Consider the following 11,424-nt stretch of genomic DNA (forward strand, 5'->3'; position numbering starts at 1 on the left):
CGCGGAACGCGCGGAGAAGGCACAGCTCAAGCGCGGACGTGCAGGGCGGAGACGCCGCGCAGGATGAAGTGGTCACGGTAGGCGGGTTGCTCGTCGACGAGTTCGAGCGCGGGCAGGGCGGTGGCGAGGCCGGCGAGGGCGAGCTGGCCCTCCAGGCGGGCCAAGGGGGCGCCGAGGCAGAAGTGGATGCCCTGGCCGAAGGAGACGAGGCGGCCGGACTGGCGGGTGAGGTCGAGGCGGTCGGGGTCGGGGAACGCGGAGGGGTCGCGGTTGGCGGCGCCGAGGATCATGGAGACGATCTCGCCGGCGGCGACGGGGTGGCCGGCGACGGTGGTGTCGGCGAGGGCGACGCGGGAGACGAACTGCACGGGGGAGTCGTAGCGGAGCAACTCCTCGGTGGCGGACGGCGCTAGGGAAGGGTCCTCCCGCAGGAGCTGGAGCTGCGAAGGGTTGCGGAGCAGGGCAAGGGCGCCGTTGCCGATGAGGTTGACGGTGGTCTCGTGCCCGGCGACGAGCAGCAGCGCGAGGATGTCGAGCAGCTCCTGCTCGTCGAGCTTGTCGCCGTCCTGCTCGGCGGCGACGAGGCCGGTCAGCAGGTCGTCGGCGGGCCGGCCGCGGCGGGCGGCGATGAGCTCGCGGAAGTAGTTGTCGAACTCGAGTTTGGCCTGGTCACGGCGGACGAGCTGGTCGGGCGTCTGGAGGAAGTCGGGGTCGATGCCCCGGGCCATCTCCTCGGACCACCCGCTGAACCGGCTCTGGTCCTCGACGGGCACGCCGATGAGCTCGCTGATGACCATCACGGGCAGGGGATAGGCGAAGCCGCTGATCAGGTCGAACTCACCGCCGTCGCGCAGCGGGGCCAGCAGTTCGGTCACCCGCTGCTCGATGCGGGGCCGCAGCTCGCGGATGACCTTGGGCGTGAAGGCCCGGCTGACCAGGCCGCGGAGCCGGGTGTGGTCGGGCGGGTTCAGGGTGAGGAACGACAGGTGGTCGGAGCCGTTGATGCCGTCGCCGTGCCCGAGTTTCTGGTCGCGCAGGGCGGCCTCGCAGTCGGCGTGGCGGGTCAGCGTCCAGATGCCCATGGGGCTGTGGTGCACGGGATCGGTCTCGCGCTGCCGCCGGTAGACGGAGTACGGGTCGGCCCGGAATCCGGGGTTCAGCGGGTCGAAGCCGAACGGCGTCTCGTCCACGGTCAGCGTCATGTCTCCACTGTGGCCCCGCCTCCGGCCCAGAGTCAACACAGTGTCGAAAAAAGTCGTCACGGTGTCTGAAAGGGTAGGATCGGCTGGTGTCCGCACCTGTCCGCCGCAAAGGCCCCAGCAAGGGAGACCGCAAGCAGGAAGCGCTGCTGGAGACGGCGGAGCGGCTGCTGGCGACCAAGCCGCTGGCCGAGATCGGCATCGAGGAGCTGGCCCGTGGCGCCGGCATCTCCCGGTCCAGCTTCTACTTCTACTTCGAGTCCCGGCAGGCGATGCTGCTGGCGCTGCTGTCCCGCGTCTCCGACGACCTGGTGACGCAGGTGGTCGAGTGCTGGCTGGAGCCCCAGTCGGACATGCGCACGACGGTCGGCACGAGCATCGGGCTGGCCGTGCAGATGTGGGACGAGCACGGCGCGGTGCTGCTGGCGGCGCAGAACCCGGACGCCCCGCCGGAGGCCCAGGAGTTCATGGCCGACCTCAACGGCCGGCTGGTCGCGGCGACCGAGGACATGATCGACCGCAATCGCGCGACGGGGGCGGCCCCGGCGGGACCGCCCTCCGCGCACTCGCTGGCCACCATGCTGGTGGGCATGACCGAGCACACCATCTCGCACAACGCGGGAGCGCTGGGCCGGGCCGAGCTCGTGGACACGCTGACCGCGATCTGGCACCGCGCGATCTTCGCCGCTGACTGAGGATCGAGTGCCTAGGCCTCGGTCGGCGCGGCCTGAGTCTGTTGCGCGGCCCGGAGTTCGGCGAACCGGGCCTGTGCGCGGGTGGCGTACCACTTGTTCCACACGGCCAGCAGCACGAACACAGCGATGATCATCACCGTCGACACGGTGACCATGACCTCCACCGGCAGCACGAAAACCAGCGGAATGCGCAGCAGAGCTTCGAAAACCAGCCCGAATCCCCACACCGCCGACATCACGGTGAAGCTGCGCCGGAACTGCGGCATGGTCGCCCACAGCTGCGCGAACTCGGCCTCCCGGGCCGGCTGCATGCGCAGCGCCGCGAAGTAGACGAGCGGCTTGCCCATCAGGCAGCTGACCAGGAAGGCGACACCGGCGACGAAGGTGCCGGCGGACTCCTTCACCAGCAGGAACCGCACATCGCCGGTGACGAAGGACAGCACGAGGCCGACGGTGAACACGCCGACCATCACGGCCGAGAACAGCTCGAACTTGCGGTGCCGGGCCGCCACGAACAGTGTGCGCAGCAGGGCGATCAGCGAGCCGGCCAGCAGAGCCACGAAGTCGCTCGCCCCCAGCCAGTGCGCGACGAAGTAGGTCAGCGCCGGCACCCCCACGTCCACCAGCAGCGACCTGAGGATCGTCAGCACGCCGGGCGCCTTCGTGGACTCGCTCATCGCGACAGTTCTCCGTCCGAGATCCAGGACCCGTGGAAGCCGGCCGGCACCCGACGGGGCAGTTGCACCGAGGCGACCGGCTTGGCCGCCACGTCGGTGGCATCGTGCACGAGCAGTTGGGAGGCGACGGTCGGATCGGTGTTGGTGACGATCGACAGCAGCCAGCCCTCATCCTCCCCGGCGGAGTCCGTGGCCGGGACGAAAACTGCCTCACCGGCCCGCCAGTCTGCCCCGAGTTCGTGCCGGGCGATCTGGCCGCGGTCGCTGTCGTACTTGATGATCGCGTGGTCGGACACCGCGTACAGGTAGCGGTTGGGCAGGCCGACGCGGCGGTCGTCGACGGTCGGGAACTCGGCGCTGCCGTCGTCCAGCTGCTGCTCGGTGACCTTGCCGGTGGCCGGGTCGAGGATCCAGCGGTGCAGCTTGCTCACGGCCGCGGCGGCGGCCTGCTCGGCCTGCGGCGTCGCGCCGCCGGTGCGGGACCAGGTCTTGAACCAGGCCTCGCGGCTGTACCGGATGGCGTCCAGCACGATCCGCCCCTGCTCGTCCTCGCGGGCGTTGCCGACGTGGAAGACATAGCACGGCTCGACCTCGAACCACTGCACGGTCGCGCTGTCCTTGCCCATCACGCCGATCCGTGACGTGTACTTGTCGTTCCACTGGTACGGCATGCCGCGGCCGACCATCTCCCTGTCGAACACGATCGGCAGGTCCAGCCACACGATGTGGTTCTTGGTGACGGCGAAGTCGTGCATCATCGTCGGCCCCGGCACCTGAACCGGGAAGCTGGTGACCAGCTCGCCGTCGGCCGAAAGCCGGTGGTAGGTCAGGAAAGGCGGCCGGACGCTGTAGTCGAACAGGTGCAGCTCGCCGGTCTCCGGGTCTTCCTTGGGGTGGGCGGTCATGCCGGTGGTGAGGCGGCCGCCGAAGTCGCACGGCCCGACCGTGTCGAGCTCGGGCGTCATCTCGTACGGGTAGCTGGTCTCCATCAGCGCGAAGATCTTGCCGCCGTGCTCGATGACGGAGGTGTTGGCGGCGCCGGCGGCCAGGTCGACCGTGCCGTCCGGACGGTGGAAGGGCGCGTTCTTCGTGCGCACCCAACGGTTCCGGTACCACTCGGCCCGGCCCTGGTCGAGGCGGATGCCGTGGATCATGCCGGCCCCGATGAACCAGTGGCCGGGGTCGTCGCCGGGCCGCGGGTTGGGGCCGTTGCGGAAGTAGCGGCCGGTCAGCTCGGTCGGCAGCGCGCCCTCGACGTGCAGGTCGAAGGCCTGGATCTCGTCGTCGACCGGGGCCAGGTGCCCGGTCAGGTAGTTCGGGGTCGGTTCCGTCATATCCCAACGGTGACACGTAGGCCATGACATGTCAATAATGACATGACAAGCCTGAAGGGTGGGCACCGAGCGTCGACTCGACGGGCGGATCCGGTGACGTCGTCAGGTTGGCTGACACCGCCGCCGCCGACCGCTGGCAGAGTGGGGCCGATTCGTCGGCCGGAAGCGGAGGTCCGCCATGCCCGAGGCGAGCGCGTACGCGCGGGGAGTGCCGTGCTGGATCGACCTGTCCTGCACGGACATCAATGCCAGCAAGGAGTTCTACACGGCGCTGTTCGGCTGGGAGTACTTCGTCGGCCCGCCGGAGAGCGGCCACTACACACAGGCGCTGCTCGGCGGGAAGTCCGTCGCCGGGATGATCCAGCAGGCCCCCGACCAGGCCGACATGCCCGTCGCGTGGACGACGTACCTCAAGGCCGACGACGCCGACCTCACGCACAAGGCCATCGTCGAGCACGGCGGCCAGCCGATGACCGAGGTCATCGACGTCATGGGGGAGGGCCGGATGATCGTCGCGGCCGATCCGACCGGCGGCGTGTTCGCCGTCTGGGAGCCCGGCCGGCACATCGGCTCACGCGTGGTGAACGAGCCCGGCAGCGTCATCTGGAACGAGCTGTCGACGCCCAACGCCCCACGGGCGCGGGAGTTCTACTCGGCGGTGTTCGGCCTGGAGATCGGGGATCGGATGCCGGAGTTCGACTTCACGTCGATCAGGGCCGAGGGGCGGGACGTGGGCGGGATCTTCACCGTGCCGGACGCCCAGCCGGAGTGGCGGGTCTACTTCGCCGTGGCCGACACGGACGCCACCGCCGCCATCGCCGACAGCAACGGGGCCACGGTCCTCGTCCAGCCCAAGGACACCCCGTTCGGCCGCATGTCCGTGATCCAGGACCCCCAGGGCGCCGTCTTCGCCCTCATGTCCACCTGAACCCCCCTTGATGCAGGGAAGGACGCCTTACTACTTACTTGCGAGCTAGTTGGGGGAGCCGTTACCTATCACTAACGTATCCATCTAGTCCCCGAACCACGTACCACGGGTCTAGTTGACTTACAGTTTACACTTGGGTATGGTCTGCGAAGGCCATGGGTCAGACTCGAGTAGATACAACGAGGGCATACAATGTGGGTTTGACGTATCTTAGACGCTGTCCCAAAGGGAGGTCAGCAAAAGGTGCACCACACACCCCTACCCATTGATCCCTAGAATTAGAGTTTGAACGACCCGTAGGCAGGAGATAGCTCGAGTACTTCGTCATCTCTGATCACCGCCGGGTAATAACATCAGCGGACCAGCGCCGGGGCGGGCCCGTGGTCGGCGGGGGCGTTGCCGCCGCCGTTGCCGGCGTCGCTGTCGCCGTCGTCGTGGCCGCCGCCACCGCCCAGCAGGCCGCTGAGCAGGCCGGACAGGGAGTCGAGCAGGCCGCTGACCAGGCCCGTCACCGAGTCGAGGATGCCGCTGCGGGGCTGCGGGCCGGCGAGGGCGTCGGCCAGTTGGGAGCGCTGCTGCTCGGCGTGGCCGAGGCACATGGCGACGGCCGGGCTCATGGCCTGGCGGTCGACGTCCTTGCGGACCTGGGCCAGGGCGGGGGCGAGGTCGGTGACGGCGGCGCGCACGGCGTCGACGTCCTTGGCCTGCCAGGCGGCGGCGAGACGGTCGCGGCCCTGCTGAACCTGCTGGGCCAGCGTCGGGGTGCTGGCCTGGGCCAGGCCGGAGACGCCGAGCACGGCGGCTACCAGCGTGGCGGCGATGATCCCGACAACGGTCTTGGGCATCGTTGACCTCTGGGTGGGTGTCGGAACAGGACGCGCTCATAGTTGACCCGTGAAGCACTTTTCGCCCGTTCTAGATCACCCGATCGGGGAACTCCGCCTGGAACAGGGCCAGTAGAGCCGTTGTCTTGACCGCCGTTTCCTCGTACTCACCGTCCGGAATGGACAGTGCGACCACGGCCCCGCCGACGCCGTAGGAGACCTGGCCGGGCGTGACGACGGCGGTGCGGATCACCACGCTGAGGTCCACCGCGCCGCTGAGCGAGAAGTAGCCGACGGCCCCCGAGTAGACACCACGGGCGGAGCCCTCCAGCCGGTCGATGATCTGCATCGTGCGGATCTTGGGCGCGCCGGTCATGGAGCCGGGCGGGAAGGCGGCGCGCACGCAGTCCACGGCCGAGGCATCGGGCCGCAGCCGGGCGGTGATCGTCGACACGAGCTGGTGCACGGTCGCGTAACTCTCCACGTCGAACAGCGTCGGCACGCGGACGCTGCCGACCTCGGCCACTCGGGCCAGGTCGTTGCGCACCAGGTCGACGATCATCAAGCTCTCGGAGCGATCCTTCTCGCTGGTCCGAAGTTCCTCCCGCAGCAACGCATCTCGTTCACGGTCGGCGCTGCGCGGTCGAGTTCCCTTGATGGGTTTGGATTCCACGACACCGTCGGCGTCAATGCGCAGGAATCGTTCCGGTGACGTGCTGAGGATGTGCATGTCACCGAACTTCAGCAGCGCGCCGAAGGGGGCCGGGCTGGTGCGCCGCAGGAATCGGTAAGCCTGCCAAGGATCCACGTCGGCGTCGACGGTGATCCGGTTGGTCAGGTTCACCTCGTACGTCTCGCCTTCGACGATGGCCTGCTGGCAGGCGGTGATGGCGTCAAGGTACTGCTCCCGGTCGTGCCGCAACGAGATCGGTGTCGGATCGAATGCTTCGGCAGGCACGAAGTCCACATTGGACAAATGGTCCAGCAGTGAGAGCTTCGAAGGGTCGAGCCCGAGCATGTACGTGGTGTTCTCGACGTGATCGAAGACCACGGCGTGATCGGCGAACATCATGGCCGCGTCCGGATACGGCGACCGGTGGGTGGCATCGCCGCCGCACTCCGACTTCAGCTCGTAGCCGAGATAGCCGACCCACCCCAGGGTGAAGTCGAACGGCACGTCCGCGATCGCCTTGACACCGCCGAGTTCGGCGGCGAGCCAGTCGAAGAAGGACCCGTCGACATCGGCCGGCGTGACGCAGCGAGACGCGGAGCCCATGATGGAGAACCGGCCGATCCCGTTGCTGTCCAACCAGAACGCGTGCTCGGACTGAAGGAACAGCTGATCGAACACGGACTCCGGGTCCATCAACGTGTCCATCCGGCGCACATGGACGGCCAGTGGCTCGCGCTCCGGCCTCGCAGAAAGAGTCCTGATCACCGGGCGAGGCAGCACGGGCGTCAGGTCGGCGAAGTTGCGCAGCAGCCGGTGCCCGTGCTCGGTGCGGATGGACTCGGGATGGAACTGCACGCCCCACAACGGTTTCGTCCGGTGCCGCAACCCCATCAGCACCCCGTCCGGCGTCCACGCGGTCGGCTCCAACGACTCGGGCAGGTCCGTCACGGCGAGCGAGTGATAGCGCACGGCCCGGAACGGCGACGGCAACCCGGCGAACAGCCCGGTCCCGTTGTGCTCGACCGGCGAGGTCCGCCCGTGCCGGGGCTCGTCGGCCCGCCCGACCTTGGCGCCGTGCAGATGGGCGATCGCCTGATGTCCGAGGCACACGCCGAGCAGGGGCAGCTCGCAGCGGGCGATGAGCTCACGGCACAGGCCCAGGTCGGCCTGGTGTTCGGGCGTGCCGGGCCCGGGCGACACCACGACGTTGTCGCACTCGGCCAGCAGCCCGACGGTGAGGGCGGGATCGTCGTTGCGCAGCACGGTCGGCGCGCACCCGGTGACCTCGGCCAGGTAGTGGGCCAGGTTGTGGGTGAACGAGTCGTAGTTGTCGACCAGCAGCGTCCGCACGCGGCGACGGTAACCGACCAGGCCGGTCGCGGGTACGGATTGTGCGCCACCGAACGGCGGTTATCCCATGGCCGAATGACCGTTCACCACTTCGGGCGACCGATCGAAAACACGCTGTCAGCAAACGGCCCACCAAAGACTGAGCGCAACTCACCAATTAGTGGCTGGGGTATACAAGTCGACGGCCTCGGGAAGGGAGGCGTCGTGCTGCGCAAACCGGCCGCCGCGATCGGCGGTTTCTACGCCACCTCGCTCGACTCGGTCCGGTTCGCGTTCCGCCGTCCCTTCCAGGTCCGCGAATTCGTGCGCCAGTCGTGGTTCATCGCCGGCGTGTGCCTGGCGCCGACCCTGCTGATGTCGATTCCGTTCTGCGTCATCACCGTCTTCCAGCTCAACCAGCTGCTGATCGAACTGGGCGGCGCCGACCTGTCCGGCGCGGGCGCCGGCCTCGGCGTCGTAAGGGAGATCGCGCCGCTGGTCAGCGCCCTGGTCGTGGCCGGGTCCGGGGCCACGGCGATCTGTGCCGACCTCGGCGCGCGCAAGATCCGCGAGGAGATCGACGCGGTTCGCACGCTGGGCCTGCACCCGGTGCACCGCCTGGTCGTGCCGCGCGTGCTGGCCGCGACGGTCGTCGCGCTGTGTCTGAACGGCATGGTGACGCTGGTCGGCCTGCTGGCCGGCTACGTGTTCTCGGTGTACGTCCAGCACGCCAGCCCGGGCCTGTTCATGGCCAACCTCACGCTGCTCGTCGGCCCGAAGGACTTCCTGGTCAGCGAATTCAAGGCCGCCGTGTTCGGGCTGCTGGCCGGGCTGGTGGCCTGTCATCTCGGACTGACGGCCAAGGGCGGCCCGAAAGGCGTCGGCGACGCCGTCAACCAGACCGTGGTGTGCGGATTCCTGCTGCTGTTCCTGGCCAACAGCCTGATCACCGCGTTGTTCCTGAGGAGCTGACGATGCTGGGTTCGATCGGCCGCCAACTGGAATTCCACGGCCGCGTGTACGCGAAAGTGCCGAGTGCGCTGTGCAAGTACCGGCGGGAAGTGCTCCGGCTGCTCGCGGAAACGAGCATGGGCACCGGCGGACTGGCCGTGATCGGCGGGACCGCGGCCGTGGTGGCGTTCATGACAGCGGCCGTCGGCGTGGAGGTCGGCCTCCAGGGCTACGCGGCGCTGAACGACATCGGCGCGGGCGCGCTGGCCGGGTTTCTCTCCTCCTACGCCAACACCCGCGAGGCCGCCCCGCTGATCGCCGGCATCGCCCTGACGGCGACGGTCGGCGCCGGCTTCACCGCGCAGCTGGGGGCGATGCGGGTCAGCGAGGAGATCGACGCCCTGGAGGTGATGGCCATTCCGTCGCTGCCGTTCCTGGTGAGCACGCGGATCATCGCCGGCCTGCTGGCCATCGTGCCGCTGTTCGCGCTGGCCGTGCTGACCTCGTTCACGGCCACCAAGTTCATCGTCACGGTCGGCTTCGGCCAGCCGGCCGGCACCTACCAGCACTACTTCGACGTCTTCCTCAATCCGACGGACCTGTTTTGGGCCTTCGCCAAGGCGCTGATGATGGCGGTCGTCGTCATGTCCGTGCACTGCTACCACGGCTTCACCGCCCGTGGCGGCCCCGCCGGCGTGGGCATCGCGGTCGGCCGGGCCGTGCGAACGTCGCTGGTGGTGGTGCTGCTGGTGGACATGGCGGTCGACTTCACGGTGTTCGGCAACGCCTCGACAGTGCACATAGCCGGATGAGGGCACATAGCCGGATGAACCGCCACAGCGTGCTCGGGGCCGCCTTCGTCGTCGCCGTGCTGGTGGCGTCGGCGCTGGTCGCCGCGCAGTTCCAGGGCGCGCTGGACCGGGTCGTGCCGATCACCGTGCTGGCCGGCCGCGCCGGGCTGCTGATGGATCATGGGGCCCAGGTGAAGGTTCTCGGCGTCACAGTCGGCTCGGTCCGCAGCGTCACACCGTCCGCTGACGGCGCGGAGCTCGGCGTCGGCCTCTACCCGGACGAGGCCGTCAAGGTACCTGCGGACGTCACGGCGAATGTGGTGCCGCTGACCATCTTCGGGGCCAAGTACATCGAGCTGATCCGGCCCGCGCAGCCGTCGCCGCCGATCAAGGCCGGCGCGGTGATCGGCGGCAGCCGCGTGGCGGTGGAGATCAACGAGACGTTCGAGCACGTGCTGGGCCAACTGAAGGCGATCGAGCCGAGCAAGTTCAACCTGGCCCTGACTGCCGTCGCCGATGCCTTGCGGGGCAACGGGGACAAGCTGGGCGAGCTGTCCACCAACCTCGACGGCTACCTCGGCCAGATCGATCCCAGTCTCCCGTCGCTGCACGACGACCTGGTCAAGGCCCCGGCGGTGCTCGACACGTACACGGCGGTCGTGCCTGATGCGATCCGTATCGGCGACAACCTCGGCGCCACCAGCGACACCCTGCTCTCGGCCCCGCTGGCGACCTTCCTGTTGTCCCTGACCAAGTTCGGCAACCAGAGCGGCGACTTCCTCGGCGGGCTGGACCAGCCGCTCACTGAGGCGTTGCAGATCAGCCGGCCGACCGCCGGCCTGCTGGCCGACTACGCCGCCATGTTCCCGTGCTTGTTCCAGGGGCTCGACCTCAACCGGAAGTTGTTGAGCCGCAACAAGGACAGCGGCCTGCACGTCGACATCGCGGTCGGGCCCGGGGCGAAGCCGTACCAGTACCCGCAGGACCTGCCACAGATCCGGCCGGGCACCGGGCCCAGCTGCCATGGAATGGCGGCCGGCCGGTGAAGTTCCTCGTCTTCTTACTCGTCAGCGTCGCCGCCGCAGTCCTGGTCGGCGTCACCTTGAGCGGCCGCGCGCCCGACGGACCGGCCGACGACTACCACGCGATCTTCGCCGACGCCTCGAACCTCGTTGCCGGCGACGAGGTCCGGGTCGCCGGCATCCGCGTCGGCACCGTCGGCGAACTGTCCATCACGGACGGCAACCGGGTCCTGGTCACGTTCTCGGCGCAGCGGACGGTCGCCATGACCACGGGCACCCACGCGGCCGTGAAGTACAAGAACCTGGTCGGCGACCGGTACCTGGAGCTGACCGCCGGCGACGGCCCGGCGCTGGCCCCGGACGGCACTATCCCGGTCGGCCAGACCGCGCCGGCCCTCGACCTGGACGCGTTGTTCAACGGCTTCAAGCCTTTGCTGGCCGCGCTGTCCCCGGAGCAGGTCAACTCCGTGTCCGGCGAGCTGGTGACCGTGTTGCAGGGCGAGGGCGGCACCATCGACGAACTGCTGGCCGCGCTGGCCTCCGTGACGTCCACCTTGGCCGATCGCGACCAGGTGATCGGCGACCTGGTCACGAACCTCGACGCCGTGCTGGCCAAGGTCAACACCACCGAGCTGGGGCAGTTGGTCACCCAGCTGCAACAGCTGGTCGGCGGCCTCGACGCGAATCGGGACGAGATCGGCGACGCCGTCACCCACATCGACGCGCTGACCGGGAAAACGGCCCAGCTGCTGGGAGTTGTCCGAGAGCCGCTGCACGACGATATCGGCCACCTCGGCCAGCTCTCGACCACCCTGAACGCCAACAAGGACAGCCTCACCGCCGCCCTGACCGCGCTCCCGGACGCCTACCAGCGGCTGTCCCGCGGGGCGGCCTGGGGCGGCTATTTCAACGTCTACCTGTGTGGTCTCGGCATCAAGCTCGCGGACCCGATCGCACTGCGCAGCGGCATAGCCCGCTGCCGGCCGACGAAGTGAGGGCGG

General features: G+C 68.8%; 11 protein-coding genes. 6 read left to right on the top strand and 5 right to left on the bottom strand.

Annotated features, from left to right (window positions below; genetic code table 11):
- Positions 1-26: 26 nt before the first annotated feature.
- Positions 27-1,202, bottom strand: a complete 1,176-nt coding sequence (locus KUTG_RS32545; RefSeq protein ID WP_043722233.1) for a cytochrome P450 — start codon at positions 1,200-1,202, stop codon at positions 27-29.
- An 86-nt stretch (positions 1,203-1,288) separates the two neighbouring features.
- Between KUTG_RS32545 and KUTG_RS32550 the strand changes: the two genes are divergently transcribed.
- Complete coding sequence (locus KUTG_RS32550; protein WP_052395665.1) at positions 1,289-1,894, top strand: TetR/AcrR family transcriptional regulator; 606 nt, start codon at positions 1,289-1,291, stop codon at positions 1,892-1,894.
- Between the two features lie 11 nt (positions 1,895-1,905).
- Here KUTG_RS32550 and KUTG_RS32555 read toward each other — a convergent pair whose 3' ends face one another.
- Together KUTG_RS32555 and KUTG_RS32560 are read right to left on the bottom strand one after the other, a co-directional pair.
- The gene (locus tag KUTG_RS32555; protein WP_052395666.1) at positions 1,906-2,571 is read right to left on the bottom strand and encodes a VC0807 family protein; all 666 of its coding nucleotides are present in this window, start codon (positions 2,569-2,571) and stop codon (positions 1,906-1,908) included.
- A complete protein-coding gene (locus KUTG_RS32560) occupies positions 2,568-3,905 on the bottom strand; it encodes a carotenoid oxygenase family protein (RefSeq protein ID WP_043722236.1) in 1,338 nt (445 codons plus the stop codon). Before KUTG_RS32560 ends, KUTG_RS32555 begins: the two co-directional genes overlap by 4 nt.
- 178 nt (positions 3,906-4,083) lie before the next feature.
- Between KUTG_RS32560 and KUTG_RS32565 the strand changes: the two genes are divergently transcribed.
- Positions 4,084-4,833 carry a VOC family protein gene (locus KUTG_RS32565; RefSeq protein ID WP_043722239.1) on the top strand — a complete coding sequence of 250 codons (750 nt, stop codon included), beginning with the start codon at positions 4,084-4,086 and terminating at the stop codon, positions 4,831-4,833.
- Positions 4,834-5,186: 353 nt separating this feature from the next.
- On the opposite strand, the gene KUTG_RS32570 is transcribed toward KUTG_RS32565, so the two are convergent.
- Together KUTG_RS32570 and pabB are read right to left on the bottom strand one after the other, a co-directional pair.
- Complete coding sequence (locus tag KUTG_RS32570) at positions 5,187-5,678, bottom strand: hypothetical protein (RefSeq protein ID WP_043722240.1); 492 nt, start codon at positions 5,676-5,678, stop codon at positions 5,187-5,189.
- Positions 5,679-5,748: 70 nt separating this feature from the next.
- Positions 5,749-7,680, bottom strand: coding sequence for an aminodeoxychorismate synthase component I (gene pabB, locus KUTG_RS32575; RefSeq protein WP_043722243.1), 1,932 nt, complete (start codon positions 7,678-7,680; stop codon positions 5,749-5,751).
- A 204-nt stretch (positions 7,681-7,884) separates the two neighbouring features.
- Here pabB and KUTG_RS32580 point away from each other — a divergent pair, with 204 nt between their 5' ends.
- The 4 genes from KUTG_RS32580 to KUTG_RS32595 are packed head-to-tail and all read left to right on the top strand — an operon-like array spanning position 7,885 to position 11,418.
- Positions 7,885-8,631: an MlaE family ABC transporter permease gene (locus KUTG_RS32580; RefSeq protein WP_232241084.1), complete on the top strand. Its 747-nt coding sequence runs from the start codon at positions 7,885-7,887 to the stop codon at positions 8,629-8,631.
- A 2-nt stretch (positions 8,632-8,633) separates the two neighbouring features.
- Positions 8,634-9,422: an ABC transporter permease gene (locus KUTG_RS32585; protein ID WP_052395667.1), complete on the top strand. Its 789-nt coding sequence runs from the start codon at positions 8,634-8,636 to the stop codon at positions 9,420-9,422.
- Between the two features lie 14 nt (positions 9,423-9,436).
- Complete coding sequence (locus KUTG_RS32590; protein WP_043722245.1) at positions 9,437-10,447, top strand: MCE family protein; 1,011 nt, start codon at positions 9,437-9,439, stop codon at positions 10,445-10,447.
- The gene (locus KUTG_RS32595) at positions 10,444-11,418 is read left to right on the top strand and encodes an MCE family protein (RefSeq protein WP_052395668.1); all 975 of its coding nucleotides are present in this window, start codon (positions 10,444-10,446) and stop codon (positions 11,416-11,418) included. Before KUTG_RS32590 ends, KUTG_RS32595 begins: the two co-directional genes overlap by 4 nt.
- The last annotated feature ends 6 nt before the right edge of the window (positions 11,419-11,424 follow it).

Origin of the sequence: Kutzneria sp. 744 (assembly GCF_000568255.1) — a bacterium.
Lineage (GTDB): Bacteria > Actinomycetota > Actinomycetes > Mycobacteriales > Pseudonocardiaceae > Kutzneria.

Bases quoted from the DNA above. Each gene is read 5' to 3' on its own strand.
- KUTG_RS32545 (WP_043722233.1), bottom strand. From the start codon at position 1,202: ATGACGCTGACCGTGGACGAGACGCCGTTCGGCTTCGACCCGCTGAAC.
- KUTG_RS32555 (WP_052395666.1), bottom strand. From the start codon at position 2,571: ATGAGCGAGTCCACGAAGGCGCCCGGCGTGCTGACGATCCTCAGGTCG.
- KUTG_RS32560 (WP_043722236.1), bottom strand. From the start codon at position 3,905: ATGACGGAACCGACCCCGAACTACCTGACCGGGCACCTGGCCCCGGTC.
- KUTG_RS32565 (WP_043722239.1), top strand. From the start codon at position 4,084: ATGCCCGAGGCGAGCGCGTACGCGCGGGGAGTGCCGTGCTGGATCGAC.
- KUTG_RS32570 (WP_043722240.1), bottom strand. From the start codon at position 5,678: ATGCCCAAGACCGTTGTCGGGATCATCGCCGCCACGCTGGTAGCCGCC.
- KUTG_RS32585 (WP_052395667.1), top strand. From the start codon at position 8,634: ATGCTGGGTTCGATCGGCCGCCAACTGGAATTCCACGGCCGCGTGTAC.
- KUTG_RS32590 (WP_043722245.1), top strand. From the start codon at position 9,437: ATGAACCGCCACAGCGTGCTCGGGGCCGCCTTCGTCGTCGCCGTGCTG.